A 16,032-nucleotide genomic window follows, 5' to 3' on the forward strand; every position below is an offset into this window, starting at 1 on the left:
TGGCCATATAACCACCTGACCCTGGGCGGCCGCAGGTCGCGGCCGTCCAGGGTCGGGTGGTTGTGCCGGGTTCAGCGGTCAGCGCCGCCGGTGGTCCCAGTGCTTGAAGCCCGCCTTCTTGGCGGCTTCCTCGTCGGTGAACCACACCTCGGCCGCGGTCCGCTCGTAGTGCGGGCTGTCGGCCGTGTGGAACAACATCGAGTCGGCGTTGCCCTTGATCGTATGGCGCTCCGACGGCGCGCTGCCGTCCTCACGCGGCGATCCGGCGCCCTCGCCGAACTGGTCCTGCATCGGGTCGCGTTCGGTCGGAGCACTGGTTGCCGGGGCGCTGGTCGCCGCGGCGTCCGTTGCCGAGGCGCTGGTAGAACCAGTGGCTCCGCTCGCGTCCGTCGAAGCTGCGCCGACGACCGGTGCCGCTGCGGTCGCGCCCGACTCTCCGGCAGCAGTGTCCGACGTTCCGCTCGCGGCGGCAGCGCCGGCGGCGCCAGTGGCTGCGGTCCCGGTCACTCCCGTGACGGCAGGGCCGGGGTGGCTCGTGCCCACGGTGTAGGACGTGCCACCTGATGCGGTCTCCGAGCCGGCGGTGGTGCTGCCTGCTGCGGAGTCCGAGCCGGCGGTCGTGCTGTCCGCCGCGGGCCCGGTGCCGGCCGTCGTGCTACCAGCCGAACCCGTTCCGGCCGAACTCGCGCCCGCCGGGCCAGTGCCGGTCCCGGCTGAACCTGCGCCCGCCGAACCAGTGCCGGTCCCAGACGTGTCCGAGCCGGTCGAACCCGCTCCGACGGAGCCGCGCTTGTCGCGGTTCCAGTGCGCGAAACCGGCCGAGGTGGCTGCTTTCTCGTCCCGGAACCAGACCGCTGCGCTGGTGGCGTCGTACCGCGGGCTGTCCTGGGTGTGGAACAGCATCGAATCGGCGTTGCCCTTGATGCCGAAGCCGTCGGGTGCCGAACCGTCCGGACGCGGCGACGCCGCGCCTTCGCCGAAGCGCTCGGTCATCGGGTCCGAACCGGAGGTCGATCCCGCCGAACCGGACGTCGATCCCGCCGATCCCGCCGTCGTGCCGGTGGATGAATCAACCGAGTAGCCGACCTTCTCGCCGGGCGTCGCAGCTGACGGTGCGTCAGTGGACGTCCTGTCGTCCGCCTTCACTTCATCGGTCTTCGCGTCGGCTGCCTTCGCGTCGTCGGCTTTCGCGTCACCCGACGTCGCGTCGTCGTCGTGCCGCGAAGCCGCGACGGCTGCCGCGCCTCCGCCGGCCACCGCTGCACCACCGGCTACGGCATACCCGGCGGTGTGCCCACCGGACGAGTCGCCGGAGGAGTCGGCTGCCGATGCGTCAGCGGCCGCAGCTGCGGTGCCGGTGCCGCCACCAGTGACCGTGCCGCCGCCGGTGGCCGTGTCGGCCTCACCGCCGGTGCCTGCGTCGGCCGCACTGCCGGTGCCTGGGTCGGGCGCGATCGAACCAGCCGCGGGATGCCGAACCTCGGTGTCCTGGAACTCGTTGTCGTCGCGCCGAGCCGCGGACGCGGCACTCTCCGGCGGTGCGTCAGCCTGCCGCGGTGTCGGGTCGTCGTTCCGCGCGGCGATCTCTTCGTCGCTGCCGCCACCACGTGCGGTGCCGTCGACCGCTGCGGCGCTGGTCACCCGCTGCGGGTCGGTCGCGGTCGGAAGCGGCGGCTGCGCGTCGCTCACGCTCTGCGGTTGGGCGGACGCCGTCCCCGATACTGATCCGTCGACCGGCTCACCGGTCGGGGAGTGTGCGGTGTCGACAGCGTCGTGCACGTCGTCGAACTCGTCGGAGCCGTCGGCCGGCAACGCGGAGTGGCGGCCCTGGGCGCCCTGGCCGCGCTGGTCCTGCGAGACGACCGGAACAGCGGTCGTCGGCGCGTCGGGGCCGGTCCCCGGTCCAGCACCTGCACCAGTACCGGCGTCGGCCTCGCGGCCGGCGGCCGCACCCTGGACCGGCTCGCCGGCCGGCATCGCCGAAGCGGACTCCGGGGTCGGGTCAGCGGCCGAGCCGTAGTTGGTCGTGGTGTGGGTCGTGCCACTCGCTGCGTCACCCGCGCCCGCGGATCCAGCACCGGCGTCGTCGATAGCAGCGCTGTCGGCGCCCGCCCTGTCCGCGCCCGCCCTGTCCGCGCCCGCCCTGTCCGCGCCCGCACTATCAGCAGCCGCATCACGGCTCGTCGCGTGGTCGTCGGACGACGAGGAGCCGGCAACTGCAGCCGCACCACCGGCAGCAGCAGCGCCTCCGGTCGCCGCGGCCGCGCCGCCTGCAGCGCCTCGGGAACCGGTCGATTCCGAACCTGATCGGTCACCGGCAGACCGGCCGCTACCCGCTCGGTCCTCACCGGACGCGTGGCGCCCGACCTGCCCCTGCCGCTCGGTGGTTTCGCTCTTCGAGCTCCTCCCTCGCATCAAGAACCAGATGATCAGCGCGATGATGATCACCGCAATGATGATCCAAACCCACACCATTTTGACCGACTCCTTTCATGGAGAACGTCGACGGATGTCGGCATCCGGACCCGGACACCGATCACCATTCCCCTCCTATCCCTCCCTAAGCTGGCCGCCGTGTCAACACTCTTCCGCCATCCGCGCGTCTTCACCGGTGACCCGAGCCGGCCGTTCGTCACCGGAATCCTGGTCGAGAACGACCGGATCACCGCCGTCGGAGACGGTGCCGAGCTCGCCACCACGCACAGCCCCTCCGACATCGTCGAGCTGCCCGGCGAGGTCGTCCTCCCGGGCATGCACGACGCGCACATCCACACGGCGGGCATCGCCCGGTCCCTCGTGTCGGTCGACCTGCGCGGTGCCAGATCGTTGCAGGACGCGCTGGAGCGGGTGCGCGAGCACGCGCAGTCGTTGCCGGCCGGCGCCTGGATCTTCGGCGGCCGTTGGGACAGCAACAAGTGGGAGCGCCCGGTGCAGCCCACCGCGGCCGACCTCGACACCGTCAGCGGCGACCACCCGATCGCGCTGTCGAGCATCGACGGACACACCATGTGGGCCAACTCCGAGGCGCTGCGCCGAGCCGGCATCGTCGCGTCGTGGCCGGACCCGCCCGGCGGTATGGCAGTCCGCGACGCAGGCGGCAACCCCACCGGCATCCTGCGTGAGTCGGCACAGGACCCCATCGGCGACATCGCCGCCGGACCGGACGCGGGCGACCTGCCCCGGTTGCTGCTGGCTGCCCAGGAGCACCTGCTGTCGGTCGGGCTGACCGCGGTCACCGACCTCAACGGCGAGGAGGCCCGGGCGGCATACATCCAGCTCCACCAGGCCGGCGAACTCGCGATCCGGGTCGTCAAGGGCATCCCGATGGAGGCGCTCGACCTGGCGATCCAGCAGGGTCGGCGTACCGGCGACGGCGACGACTGGTTACGCGTCGGGCCGGTCAAGCTATTCAGCGACGGTGCGCTCGGCTCGCGTACCTGCCACATGAGCCGCGGCTTCGCCGACGACCCCACCAACCTCGGTATGGCGGTCATGACCCACCGGCAGATGTATGACGCCGCACGCGCCGCCGTCGACGCCGGTATCGCCGTCGCGACCCACGCGATCGGTGACCAGGCGTGCCATGACGTGCTGGAAGTCTATGAGCAGATCCGCCGCGACACCGGCACGACCCTGCCGCTGAGCATCGAGCACACGCAGTACCTCCAGCCCGGCGACGTGGCGCGTCTGCGGAAGTGGGACGTCACCGCGTCCATGCAGCCCACGCACTGCACCAGCGACATCGACCTGGTGCGTTCGCTTCTTCCGGATCACGACCTCGTCGCGTACGGCTGGCGCTCCGTGTTGGATGCCGGTGTCGACCTGGCGTTCGGTTCGGATGCGCCTGTCGAGGAGGCGAATCCGTTCCACGGCATACATGCCGCGGTGACCCGGCAGCGCGGCGACAACACGCCTGAGGGCGGCTTCCAGCCCGACGAGCGCGTCACCGTCGCCGAGGCCATCGCCGGCTACACGACCGGTCCGGCCAAGCTCACCGGCGCCGCCGGCGATCGCGGCATGCTGACCGCCGGGATGCTCGCGGACTTCATCGCCGTGGACACCGACATCACCGATCCCGCGATCCTCGCCGACGAGCCGGTGCGCATCCGGGAGGCTCAGGTGCTGCAGTCGGTCGTCGGCGGCGAAACACGCTGGCAACGCGACTGATTCGGGCCGAGACGGGCAGTGCTCAGCCGACGTCCCCGTGATCGGGCGGCGTTGTGTAGTGCGTCCACATGACGTCGATGAGAGTGCGTTCGGCGTGTGATCTGGTCGGTGGCGGTATACCGGGTGGACTCGGTGGGTGACTGGCTGCGACCAGCCCGCCGGTCGAGGTGGTGGTGCGGGTGGCGTCGCCGGTGACATGGTGGTCGGGGTGTTCTTTGACGTAATTGCACCGCTCACACAGCCCTTGGCCATTGCGTTCGTCGGTCGGACCGCCGTCGGCGTAAGGGGTGATGTGGTCGATGTGCCGGATCGGCGCTGAACAGAACGGGGTCCGGCAGGTCTGGTCGCGCAGTCTGATGAATTTTGCGAGTAGTCCGGTGAAGGTGCGGGCCCGTGACTCCATGCCGACCAGGTCGCCGGAGCCGGGGAAGGTGAACAACCGCCGCACCTGGGTCTGCTGGTCCGGGTCGTCGCCGACCCATTCACGGGCGAGGTCGGCGGGGATCGGCCCGTAGTCGGGGACGTATGCCGGCGCGTCGCCGGTCAGGCTGTCCAACGGCATCACGAGGTTGACCTCGACGTCGGCGCCGTCTGCGGGTGCGCGGCCGGTGATGCGTTCGACGAGGGCGTCTGCCATGACCTGGCCGCGCGGATGCTCGGGTGTGGCATGGGATTTCGCGTATGCCGACAGTGCGGCATAGCAGGCCACGCCGTCCTTGACCGGCAACAGTGCAGTCAGTCGCGTCATGCAGTCCGGCGCCGGTCGCAGGGTGACGCGACGCTCGGATTCGGCGCGAGCTCGACGTGCGGTGAACGCCTCGGGATCCAGCCGGTAAGCATGCTCGCGGGCCGATCCCTCCAGCCGCTGGTGGCTCACCGTGCCGAGTTGGTCGGCGACGGCGGCATCGACGGTGGCGCGGTCATCCCGCGACAGGCACGCGGTCTCCCGGCAGAGGGCGGTGACGTCCCATTCGGAGATGACGCCGGCGGCCAGCGCTTCCCGGGTGTGCGGCATCTCTTCGGTCACGGCGTGCGCGAGGCCGAGCAGCCGGGAACCCAGGTGCGGCGCGGACCGGCGGGCGGCGGCGACCTGGGAGCCGACCATCCGGGCGGTGTCGGCCTTGCTGATGCCGTGCTCGAGGTCGCGTGAGCGTTGGATCGTGTGCGCGGCCACCGCCGCTCGGGCCTGGCGGGCGCACAGGGCGTTCTTCAGCTCTTCGCAGGCGCGGATCTCGGCGAACAGGTCCTCGGCGTCGACCGCGACGTCTCCGTCGAGTCGGTCGTGGAACGCGCGTACGGCAGTCGCATCGAGGACGCCAGCTGCGCCCTCGATCGCATCTGTCGATTCATCGCTCATGTGTTCGATTCTTTCACGAATCTCCTTGATGCACAACACTTTTCATTAGCCAATGTTGTGCACATCCCCCGCTTGCCGGCGCCTTCGTCCACAGTGGGCAGGGTAGAGATGTGGACAGTGAGCTGCAGGCGTGTCAACTTCGAGCGCCCGACCCGGATGACCTCTCATGTCGCCGCCACCCGCACAGACGAACCCGCCCTCCCGAACGACTCCGGAGCGGGCCCTGCCCGCTCAATCTGACGGCGGAGCGAGGCATTTCTCGAACAACGTCGCGCTGAACCACTGTCCGTCGAAGTCATGACGCCCGACCTCGACGTACCCGAGGCCGCGGTAGAAATCTCGCAATCGATGGTTGGACTCGACACAGTCGAGTCGCATCACACCGATGCCGTCCGTCGTCGCCCGAGCCTCCGCCCACGCCAATAGAGCCGCACCGGTTCCGGCCACCGCGGTGCGACGGTCGACCATCAACCCGTGCACAAAGCGCGCGGCGCCGGACGGGATGTCCGGCCAGACGTCCTCATCAGTAGCGAGATATCGGAGCGCCCCGACGACCACGTGCGACGCTGCAACACCGACGAACCACTCGCCTCGACAGACCTGTGCGGCGATCTCATCGACGGAGACCTCACCGACGCCCCATTGCTCGATGCCGCGTTCAGCGAGCCACCGCTCGCAGCCCGACCTCATCGCGTACAGCACTGCCACGTCGGGCTGCGCTGCAGGTCGGACATCGGCGAGGACACAAGCCACGCAGCATGATCTCACGGACGAGTGACCGCCGGCTCCGGCTCATCACTCCAGCTCATCACTCCGGCGCGCGCTCACCCGGGCGCACCAGCCCGGCTTCGTACGCGGCAATCACCGCTTGCGCACGGTCCCGGGCGCCCAGCTTGGCGAGGATCCGGTTGATGTGCGTCTTGACCGTGCCCTCGGAGACGAAGAACAACTGCGCGATCTGCGCGTTGGACTTCCCGTGCGCGATCTCACGCAGCACCTCCACCTCACGCGCGGTGAGCGTGGCCAGCAGGCCGGCCCCGGACCCGGCCTCGCCAGGCGGCGGGCGGCGGGTGAAGTCCTCGATCAGTCGACGGGTGATGCTCGGGGCAAGCAGCGTGTCACCGGCCGCGACCTGGCGGACGGCATCGACCAGCCGGTCCGGCGGAGCGGTCTTGAGCAGGAAGCCGGCGGCGCCGGCGCGCAGCGCGGCATACACGTGGCGGTCGGTGTCGAACGTCGTCAGCGCCAGCACCTTCACGGGCGACCCGGCGGCCTGCAGGGCCCGAGTCGCCTCCAGCCCGTCCATGCCCGGCATTCGCAGGTCCATCAACACCACGTCGGGCGTATGCCGTGCACACGCCGCCACGGCCGCACTGCCGTCCTCGGCCTCAGCGACCACCTCGATGCCGGGGTCGCTCTGCAGGATCATCCGGAATCCCGCACGCACCAGCGCCTGGTCGTCAGCGATGACGACACGCAACGGGGCGGCACCTCGTGCGTCCCCGGAGACGCCGACGTCACCGACCCCGTCGCCGGACTCGCGATCAGTCATCGCCCGTCACCCACCGGGATCGTGGCAGACACCCGGAAGCCACCGGTCGGCGTGGGACCGGCGTCGACCGTGCCGCCATACACCTTGGCGCGCTCGCGCGCTCCTCGCAGCCCGAGCCCGCCACCCGGTGCGACCGGTCCCTGCTCACGCGGCGGGCCGTCGTCGTCCACCGTCAGCCGGAGTATGCCGTCGGCGACGCACACCTGCGCCCGCGCGAACGGAGCGGCCGAGTGCTTGCGCACATTGGTCAGTGCCTCCTGGATGATCCGGAACGTCGCGAGCTGCGGCCCCACCGGCAGGCTGCGACCGAGGTCCGCGGCAACGTCCGCCGAGACGACAACGCCCGCGGCAGCCGACCGCTCGAAGAGTTCCGGCAGCGCGCCGAGCCCGGGTTGCGGTCCTAGGCCTACGGATTCGTCTCCGTCGCGCAACACTCCGAGCAGCCCGGAGAGCTCACCGAGCGCCTGCCGGCCGACGTGTTGGATGGTGCGCATCGCCTCCAGAGCCTCCGGAGCGGGCGGGCCGGCCACGCTCACCCGCTCGGCCGCACCCGCTTGCACGACCATGACCGTGACCGAGTGCGAGATGACGTCGTGCAACTCGCGCGCGATCCGGGTGCGTTCGTGTTCGGCCGCATCGCGCGCCTGCATCTCCAGCTGGGCCTCGTGCCGGACCGCCGCCTCCCGCAACCGCTCCGCCTCGCGCGTCCGCACCTGGATGGTGATCCCCGCGATGAGCGTGGCGACGACGAAGACGAAACCGAACAGCCAGTTGCCGACACCGGCGTCGAACGCCCAGGACTGAATCGCGAACGCTGCCAAGAAGATCGCCGAAGCGAGCAATGCTTCTCGGGTCGACGCCCACGCACACACCGAGTAGACCGCGATGACCGGTGCGGCCAGCACCATCGTCCCCTGGTTGAGCGGCACACCGACGAGGGTGTCGACGGTCCCCGCGACAGCGACGGTCACCACGACCGGGATCGGACGCACTCGGCGGAATGCGAGCGCCACCGCCATGACGACCTCGAAGACCATCGCCGGCACCTTCGGTGTCAGTGCCGGAGTCAGCGCGACCTCGGCAACCGCCGCGACCGTGAGCAACCCACTGAGCGCCAGGTCGAAGCGCGACGGTCGAGTGGGTCGGTCCATCCCGTCATCGTGGCCCCGCAACGGGTCGACCCGCGTCTTTTTCCGGGTGGATACGCCTCCACCCGTGGGTGGACGTGCACACCGGAGCACGTCATACCCGAACGCCCACGGGTTCGGCCCACGGGCAGACGCGCGCAGCCGACCGGAACGACAACGTATGACGTGCCGGCCAATCGCCGGCGGCCGACCAACCGTCAGGTCGGATCGCACTCATCCACAAGGGGATTCATCATGCGTACGTTCACCCGAACCACACTCGCGACGACCGCGGTCGCCGCCCTGCTCACGGCCGCCTCCGTCGGCGTCGCCCACGCGGCACCGGCCGGCGGTCAGCAGGCGTTCCAGCTGCACTACAACTCGCAGGTCTCCGACCAGCTCAGCCAGGTCATCGGGCACGGGCCGATCGCCGGCGTCGGCACCGACGTCGAGGACATGGACGACAACGGCGGCCAGGCGGTCTTCACCTTCCCGAACGGGTCCGTCGTCGTCGACGTCTCGTCCGCCGGCGAGACGATGGACCTGAATCTCAACGCCTGCCACGCCGTCGTCACGCTGGCCGGCGACTGGACCATCGACCACGGCACCGGCGCCTATGCCGGCGCCACCGGCGAAGGCACCTACAGCGGCACCCGCACGATCTTCGGGACCCGCATCAAGGGCGTCTGCCAGGGACCGGACTCCGGTGTCGAACCACGCATGGAGACAAGCGACGTGCTGCTCGATGGCTCGGTGTCCCTCGGCTGAGCCGGATCAGTCCTGGATCCGCTGCCACGGCTGGGCCTGCTCGATCTGCAGGGCCAGCCGCAGCAGCAGCGACTCGGTGCCGTGGTTCGAGGAGAGCATCGCGCCGATCGGCAGGCCCTCGTTGGTCATGCCGGACGGCACGGACAGCGCCGGGCCGCCGGTCGCGTTGTGCAGCGGCGTGAAGCCGGTGTAGTCGACGAGCCGCCGGAAGTGTTCCTCCGCCGACAGATCGGCCGAGAAGTAGCCGAGCTTCGGGGTGGTGTGCGCCAGCACCGGGCTGAGCACCACGTCCGGACCCTTCGCGAAAGCGATGCGTGAGGCTGCCGACGTCGCCAGCAACCGGCTGATGAAGACCGGCGCCTTCCAGAGCCGGTGCTTGCCCTGCTCGGCGAGCCCCTGCGTCAACGGCTCGAGCTTGGACCGGTCGAAGCCCTTGCCGAACATCCGCGCGCCGGAGCCCTCGACGGCCATCGCCAGGAACCGCCAGTAGTCGATGAAGTCCTGCTTGAAGAATTCCGGCACCGGCAACGTGTAGGGCTCGACGTGGTGACCGAGCGTCTCCAGCAGCCGGCCGAGAGCCTCGACGGACGCCCGGGTCGCATCGTCGGTCGGCGGCGCCAGCGGGGAGTCGAGCAACAGCCCGATGCGCAGCGGACGGTCGATCGGCCGGTCGACGCCCTCGATGGGAGCCAGCAGCCGGTTGCGGTGCACCCGCTGCGCGGCCAGGTAGAAGTTCGCGACGTCGCGAACGGACCGGGCGAGCACCGAGTCGGTGACGATCCGCACCGGCATCGCCTCGCCGCCGTCGGTCAACCGCAGCCGCCCACGGGTGGGCTTCAGCCCGACCAGCCCGCAGACCGCGGCCGGGATGCGGATCGAGCCGCCACCGTCGTTGCCGTGCGCGATCGGGACGACACCGGAGGACACCCATGCGGCCGAACCGCCGGAGCTGCCGCCACTGGAGTAGCCGAGGTTCCACGGGTTGTGCGTCTGACCGGTCAGCGTCTCGGTGGTCGCCGTCCAGCCGAACTCCGGCATGGTCGTCGTACCGATCGGGATGATGCCGGTCTGCCGGAACTGCGCGGCGATCCGGCCGTCCTTCGGCTGCGGGGTCGGCGGCAACGCCTGCGAGCCCTCGGTCATCGGCATACCGCCGACTTTGATGTTGTCCTTGAACGCCGCTGGTACGCCGGCGAATTCGGCGCTTCCAGGGTCCTGCGCGCGTGTGCGGGCCCGCTCGAAGTCGGGATGCCGGAGCGCCTGCAGCGACTCCTCGACCTGCTCGGCGCGGGCGATGGCCGCGTCGACCGCCTCGACCGCGCTGATCTCGCCACTGCGGATCCGCTGCGCCACCCCGGTCGCGTCGTCGTCGCCCAACGCGTCGTCGGTGAAAGCGTGGACTCTGGTCGCCCGCTGTTGGTCGAGCTGGTGTTGGTCGAGCTGGTGTTGGTCGAGCTGGTGCTGGTCCGTCATCCTCACCAACTTACCCATGAGTCAACTGACGAGTAACCCCTACGCCCGACGCCTGAGACAGCGTGTCCGTCGGTCCGGCGGAATGCCAGAGTGGAGCGCGATGACCGACACCGCCCTGGAACTGCACGAGGTCGCCTTCATCCGCGAGGGGAAGCGACTGCTCGATGACATCACCCTCACCGTGGGACGCGGTGAGCACTGGGCGCTGATCGGACCGAACGGCGCCGGCAAGAGCACACTGCTGAACATCTGCGGCGCGGTGACCTTTCCCAGCCGGGGCACCGCGCAGATCCTCGGCGAGCAACTGGGTCACGTCGACCTTCGCGACTTGCGCCGTTTCATCGGTTTCGTCAATCCCCGCCACCCGTTGCGCTCCAATCTCAGCGCGCAGGACATCGTGCTCACCGGTGAGACCGGGTCCATCGAGCTGGTGCCGCGGTGGCAACCGAGCGACGCCGTCCTGGATCGAGCGCACCTGCTGCTCAAGACGATGGGGATCGACGAGAAGCCCCGCTGGCACACGATGTCGCAGGGCGAGCGCGGTCGCGCGCTGATCGCCCGTGCGCTGATGACGGATCCGCCGCTGCTCCTGCTGGACGAGCCGTCCACCGGCCTGGACGTCGCGGCCCGCGAACAGATGATCCGCACGATCGCCGAACTTCCCGTGGCGCACCCGCAACTGACCAGCGTGATGGTCACCCATCACTTCGAGGAGCTCCCACCGTCGACCACCCACGCGGCGCTACTGCGCAAGGGTCGGCTGGTCGCCGCCGGTCCGGTCGCCGACGTGCTGACGACCGAGCTGGTGACCGAGTGCTTCGACCACCCCATCGAGGTGGTCCGCCGGCGCGGGCGCTGGAGCGCGGTCGCCGGCTGAGCCGCTCGTGCTCCGGGAAGCGTGCTGCGAGCTGCGGACCCGGATCGGCGCTGGCTCACCGGATCCGCAGCCGCATGAACGGGTCATCACAAGGGAGAGTGGTGGCCCGGCGGGTGGTCGAGAGAGTCACCTCTCCCGACCACCCGGTCATGGGGCGCTGCGTCAGGGCGTCACTTCACCCACAGCGCCGTCAGGCTGGGCATGCTGATCAGCGGGTTCATCTCGACGTTCTGGACGTTCTTGCCGTATGTCGCGGAGTTCATCGAGTAGTCGTCCGGGATCGACGGGAAGTACTTCGTCATCAGCTCCTTGTCGAGAGCCGCCCACTTCGGCGCCGCCTTCTCCGGAGGCAGCTGACCGATCGCATCCATCTCCTTGTTGACGGCCGCGTTCTTGAACTGGCCGACGGACAGGCCGTTCGAGATGCCGGCGCCGTTGAAGAGCACCGGGTAGACCGAGTCACCGGTCGGCCAGTCGTAGCACCAGCCGGGCGTGCCCTGGCCCATGTTCACCGGGGCGCTCGGGTCGGAGATCTTCTTCTCGTACTCGGCTGTGGACACCGGAATGTCCTTGACCTTGAAGCCGGCGGCCGTGAGTCCGGCCTTCAACGCGTTGTTCGCGCTGACCTTCGTCGGCTTGTCGCTGATGTAGTAGTACGACAGCTGGAAGCCGGTCTTGCCGGCCTTCTTCAGGATCGCCTTGGCCTTGGCGGGATCGCCGTTGCCCTGACCGGTGGCGTAGGGCAGTGCCGGGTACTTCTTGAAGCCCTGCAGGCTGGGTGCGGCATACGTGGTCGCCGGCTGGTAGCTCAGCGACGAGGCGCCGGCCGCCTTGCGCATCTCGTTGAAGGGCCACGCGTAGCCGATCGCCTTGCGAATGTTCAGCGGGATCTTGCGACTGTCCAGCTCGTCGAAGTATTCACACGACGACGATCCGAGCGCGAACTGGTCCTTCTGCGCACCGGTCACCTTGGAGACCAGCGAGGCATCGATCGCGTCGATGTTGATCGTGTTGGTGCCGACACCGCTGTTGGCCAGGATCCGCTGCTGCGACGGAAGGTCCTGCACGGAGAAGTTGATCTGGATCTTGCTCGGGTAGGCGTGTCGCACCGGGTCGGACGTGGCGTTCCAGTACTTGTTCCGGGTCAGCACCATCTTCTGGCCCTTGGTGTAGGTCTGCACCTGGTAGGGGCCGGTGGTCAGCGGGTGCATCTGGTACTTGCCCTTGGTGTCCGCGCTCTGCGGGATCGGGCTGAACTCCGGGAACGACGCGAAGTAGTTGAACGACGGCATCTTCTTGGTCAGGTGGAAGACCAGCGTGTCGCTGCCCTGGGTCGTCACGCCCGGGAACTTCGCGTTCGGCTGCCGGAACGGGCCCTTGTAGGTGCTGCCGCCCTTCAGGAACTCCATCTGGTAGTTGGTGCCGTTGGCGGCGACGCTCTCCGTGGCGAACGACCGCTTGATCGCATAGACGAAGTCGGCCAGCTTGACCGGCTTGCCATCGGAGTACTTCAGGCCGGACTTGATCTTGAACGTCCAGGTCAGTCCGTCGGCCGACGGCTTGCCGACACCTTCGGCCAGGTCCGGCACCAGGACCGGCTTGCCCTTCACGATCTTGTACTGCGTCAGGGTGCGGAAGAGGTACTGCGTCGCGTAGGCGTTCGAGTCGATGTAGTAGATGCCCGACGGGTCCATCGTCGGCGGGTTCGACCCGTCATCGATGTTGAGCGTGCCGCCCTTCTTCGCGCCCGAGATCGCGGGCGCAGGGCCCTTGAGGTTCGGGTTCGTCGCGGCGACCGCTGCCTTGGTCTGCGCGGCGGCTGCCGTGTTGGCGCCACCACCGCCGCTGCTCTTGCTCGGCGATCCGCCGCTACCGCAGGCGGCCAATGAAACAGCGGCCGCACCTGCGGCCGTGAGGGCGACCAATTGTGTCCAGCGCATGTGATTCTCCTTGTCGTCACTTCCTGGCGTCGCCAGGAAGAGCCGGTTCATCACTCCAGGTCGTGGTCGTCGACCCGGCACGTCTCGGACGTCGGCGCGCGCTGTCTGCTCGTGTGGCCGCCCCCGTAACCACCCCCGCCGTTTCGCATCGCGCATCGATCGTCCCGGCCGATGCCGAGCGGGCTGATCAGGATGTGGAACCAACTTGCGGCCACGCTAAATTCGCATGGTGGGAGACCATTGGGAGTTCCCTGGGAGCTACGGGTTCGATATCAAGTCGTGACGTGGCACCACTTGCGCAGGGGGTGCCGTGCCGTCCGGCGCATCTCGACGGGCGTGTGTCAGCTCGCGCCGGCGTCGGCTTCCTGCGCGGTCTCGGCGAGCATCGCGTCCCACACCTGCACCCGTGCCTCGTATGCCGGAACGCGCCCCAGCCCATCGTGCTCAATGGCGGCACCGAGCCAGCCCAGCAGCGCCGGTTGGGCCTGCTGCACGAAGTGCCGCAGCTGCTCCTCGGGCAGCGCCAACACTCGACGGCACAGTCGCGCGTTGGGCACGAACCGGCGCTCGCCGGCGATCTCGAGCAGGTCGTGCGGGCCGCCGATCGCCGCCTCGTTGAGCACCGACTCGATCTGCGGGGACTGCGCGAAGTCGGCCGCGTCCACGACATACAGGTGCCAGACGTCGGCCACACCCGCCTCGGTCAGGCAGCGGTCCATCACGCGCTCGTGGTTGCCGGTCACCCGGATGTCGTCGAGGGCGAGCACCATCGCGCCGGTGATGTCCCGCTCGGGCGTCAGCTCCGCGTCTCCGATCGCAGCGCGTCGGTCGGCCGGGGTCATCCGCGAGTAGTCGCCGTTGCTCACGCCACGACGCCTGATTCGGAAGGCGCCGACCTGCAGGTCCGGACGCAGCAGGCGCAGGTGCTCCACGAACGGGATCAGCAGGCTGTATGCCGCGGGCGGCACCTGCCCGAACGCCGAGCTCGTGACCAGCACCTGGCGGCTGTCGAGACGTTGGGCGGCCAACGCCGCGAGCGCGACGGCGAAACGCCGGCCCGCAGCGGCGTCGCCGTGCTTGAAGCGCGAGTAGCCGCGCGCGTCGACGAGTGCGGCCTGCGGAAGTCCGTGCTCGGACTCCAGCTCTGCCAGGCAGATGCGTTTGGTGCGATTCACGGGCCCACCCTTTCCGGCGTCGTTTCGGACCGGAGGTCGGACTCCGCGAACAGCGCGGCGGTTCCGGCGGGATAGCCGGCGAGGAACGTCGGGCCGGTGGCCTCGGCATCGCCGCGGAAGCGTTGCACGAGCTCGGTCGGGCAAGCCGCGAGGAAGTCGGCAGCGCCCGGGTCGGCCAATAACCGCTTGAGAAAACGGATCGTCGGCACGAAGTCACCACGTCGCACGGCGGGGAGCATGTCGTGGATCGAGCGGATCTCGGCGTGGTTGAGCGCCGCCTCGACGCTGGGGTCGGCCGCCAGCTGTTCGTCGCAGGTGGCGACGTATGCCGTGACGATCTGCCCGACTCCGTTGTCCTGCAACAGATCCACCATGACCTGCTCGGCGAGGCCGGTCACGCGCACGTCGTCGACCACGATGGCGACGGCGTCACGCACCGGCTCGGTCAGCCGGAAACCGATGCTTGCCAAGTCGTTTCGGCGATCCTGCGCGGACGACGCGGCGTAGTCGATGTGGGTCACCGAGTCCTTGTGCACGTGTATGACGCGCGCCTCCGGCGCGACCGGCCGGGCGGCGTTCAGCCGTGCGGCGATGCGGTCGGCGAGGTAGCGGCAGGCGGGCGGCGCCACCAGGTAGGCGACCGGCAGGATGACCGGTCGGGTGTCGGTGGCCAGCGACGGGCACTGCGTCAGGAGGGCGTCGGCCAGCTCGTCGGCGAGCCGGTGCATCGCCGGCAGGTCGCCGTGCTTCATCCGCGAGTAGGTCGCGGTGTCGAAGTCGGCGCCGGTCCGCGCGTCGACGGGGTGAGTCGACGTTCCGGTGAGCGGGTGTGCGACGACCTGGGTGATCGGGGCGCTCATCCGGGGTCCCCGCGAAGTATCGGAGGAGCGGAGCGGGGGAGAACTTCGTGGGGTGGTTGCAAGCTCTCCAGGACGCGCAGCGTGGAAATGCCATCGGGTTGCACGAGCGCGGCCGTCATACCGGCGGCTTCGGCACCGGCGACGTCGGCGTCCGGGTTGTCGCCGACGTGCAGCACGTCACCAGCTGGTATGCCGAGCACGTCGCACGCAGCCCGGAACATCCGCGGGTGCGGCTTGGCGACTCCGAGCTCGTTGGAGAAGACTCCCGGGACCGCGCCGAAACCGGCCAGTGCCAACAGTTTTCGCATCAGCTCACCGGGCAGCATGCCGGTGTTGCTGGTCAGCACCACCGGCAGGGGAAGCGCGGACACGGCGGCGGGAAGTTCCACGTGCAACGGTCGCGGTGGGTGTGCGAGTGCCAGGGCCTCCTGCGCGACATACAGCTCGGGGGCGCGGGCAGCGACCTCGTCGATCGGACGGCCGAGTGCCACCAAGGTGGCCGCTATCCGCCCGACGAAACCGACGTCGATGCCGTCGCGGACACAGCGGTCGTCGACGTCACGATCGGCCTGCCGCATCGCCGCGTCGAAGGTGTCGGCGGGCAGGTCCGGCGCCACCGCGTCCCGCAGCATGGCGTTGCGGACCGGTTTGAACGCCGGGTCGCTGCCCAGCAGCGTGCCCCAGATGTCGAGGCTGACACCAAGCGGCCGATCACCGTCGCGCGTCGTCATGCGAG

14 protein-coding genes are annotated in these 16,032 nt (G+C 69.4%); 3 read left to right on the top strand and 11 right to left on the bottom strand.

The features are described from left to right. Positions 1 to 78 precede the first annotated feature (78 nt). Entirely contained in the window at positions 79 to 2,475 is a 2,397-nt protein-coding gene (locus IEX71_RS11725) for a sunset domain-containing protein (RefSeq protein ID WP_188837179.1), read from the bottom strand. Positions 2,476 to 2,574: 99 nt separating this feature from the next. On the opposite strand from IEX71_RS11725, the gene IEX71_RS11730 reads away from it, so the two are divergent. Continuing rightward, positions 2,575 to 4,167: an amidohydrolase gene (locus tag IEX71_RS11730; RefSeq protein ID WP_188837180.1), complete on the top strand. Its 1,593-nt coding sequence runs from the start codon at positions 2,575 to 2,577 to the stop codon at positions 4,165 to 4,167. Between the two features lie 22 nt (positions 4,168 to 4,189). Here IEX71_RS11730 and IEX71_RS11735 read toward each other — a convergent pair whose 3' ends face one another. From IEX71_RS11735 to IEX71_RS11750, 4 genes are all read right to left on the bottom strand, one after another. Then, on the bottom strand, positions 4,190 to 5,524 hold the full coding sequence (locus IEX71_RS11735) for an HNH endonuclease (protein ID WP_188837181.1): 1,335 nt from the start codon (positions 5,522 to 5,524) through the stop codon (positions 4,190 to 4,192). Positions 5,525 to 5,755: 231 nt separating this feature from the next. After that, complete coding sequence (locus IEX71_RS11740; protein ID WP_188837182.1) at positions 5,756 to 6,232, bottom strand: GNAT family N-acetyltransferase; 477 nt, start codon at positions 6,230 to 6,232, stop codon at positions 5,756 to 5,758. A 100-nt stretch (positions 6,233 to 6,332) separates the two neighbouring features. Further along, the gene (locus IEX71_RS11745; protein ID WP_188837183.1) at positions 6,333 to 7,076 is read right to left on the bottom strand and encodes a response regulator; all 744 of its coding nucleotides are present in this window, start codon (positions 7,074 to 7,076) and stop codon (positions 6,333 to 6,335) included. Beyond that, complete coding sequence (locus tag IEX71_RS11750; RefSeq protein ID WP_188837184.1) at positions 7,073 to 8,227, bottom strand: sensor histidine kinase; 1,155 nt, start codon at positions 8,225 to 8,227, stop codon at positions 7,073 to 7,075. The genes IEX71_RS11745 and IEX71_RS11750 overlap by 4 nt, the downstream gene beginning before the upstream one ends. A gap of 231 nt (positions 8,228 to 8,458) precedes the next feature. Between IEX71_RS11750 and IEX71_RS11755 the strand changes: the two genes are divergently transcribed. Further along, positions 8,459 to 8,971: a hypothetical protein gene (locus IEX71_RS11755; protein ID WP_188837185.1), complete on the top strand. Its 513-nt coding sequence runs from the start codon at positions 8,459 to 8,461 to the stop codon at positions 8,969 to 8,971. 6 nt (positions 8,972 to 8,977) lie between these two features. Here the strand turns inward: IEX71_RS11755 and IEX71_RS11760 are convergent, their stop codons facing one another. After that, complete coding sequence (locus IEX71_RS11760) at positions 8,978 to 10,444, bottom strand: amidase (protein ID WP_188837186.1); 1,467 nt, start codon at positions 10,442 to 10,444, stop codon at positions 8,978 to 8,980. A gap of 100 nt (positions 10,445 to 10,544) precedes the next feature. Here IEX71_RS11760 and IEX71_RS11765 point away from each other — a divergent pair, with 100 nt between their 5' ends. After that, positions 10,545 to 11,321, top strand: a complete 777-nt coding sequence (locus IEX71_RS11765) for an ABC transporter ATP-binding protein (protein WP_188837187.1) — start codon at positions 10,545 to 10,547, stop codon at positions 11,319 to 11,321. Between the two features lie 170 nt (positions 11,322 to 11,491). Here the strand turns inward: IEX71_RS11765 and IEX71_RS11770 are convergent, their stop codons facing one another. The 5 genes from IEX71_RS11770 to IEX71_RS11790 form a co-directional block, all read right to left on the bottom strand. Further along, the gene (locus tag IEX71_RS11770) at positions 11,492 to 13,261 is read right to left on the bottom strand and encodes an ABC transporter substrate-binding protein (RefSeq protein ID WP_188837188.1); all 1,770 of its coding nucleotides are present in this window, start codon (positions 13,259 to 13,261) and stop codon (positions 11,492 to 11,494) included. Between the two features lie 50 nt (positions 13,262 to 13,311). Beyond that, positions 13,312 to 13,476 (bottom strand): hypothetical protein, encoded by a 165-nt coding sequence (locus IEX71_RS11775; RefSeq protein WP_188837189.1) that lies wholly within the window; start codon positions 13,474 to 13,476, stop codon positions 13,312 to 13,314. A 126-nt stretch (positions 13,477 to 13,602) separates the two neighbouring features. Next, entirely contained in the window at positions 13,603 to 14,436 is an 834-nt protein-coding gene (locus tag IEX71_RS11780; RefSeq protein ID WP_188837190.1) for a phosphoribosyltransferase family protein, read from the bottom strand. Beyond that, entirely contained in the window at positions 14,433 to 15,296 is an 864-nt protein-coding gene (locus IEX71_RS11785) for a phosphoribosyltransferase family protein (protein WP_188837191.1), read from the bottom strand. Before IEX71_RS11785 ends, IEX71_RS11780 begins: the two co-directional genes overlap by 4 nt. Then, positions 15,293 to 16,027, bottom strand: a complete 735-nt coding sequence (locus IEX71_RS11790; RefSeq protein WP_229749661.1) for an HAD family hydrolase — start codon at positions 16,025 to 16,027, stop codon at positions 15,293 to 15,295. The genes IEX71_RS11785 and IEX71_RS11790 overlap by 4 nt, the downstream gene beginning before the upstream one ends. Between the last annotated feature and the right edge of the window lie 5 nt (positions 16,028 to 16,032).

The sequence above is a fragment of the Flexivirga endophytica genome (assembly GCF_014640635.1).
In the GTDB taxonomy this organism is placed as follows: domain Bacteria; phylum Actinomycetota; class Actinomycetes; order Actinomycetales; family Dermatophilaceae; genus Flexivirga; species Flexivirga endophytica.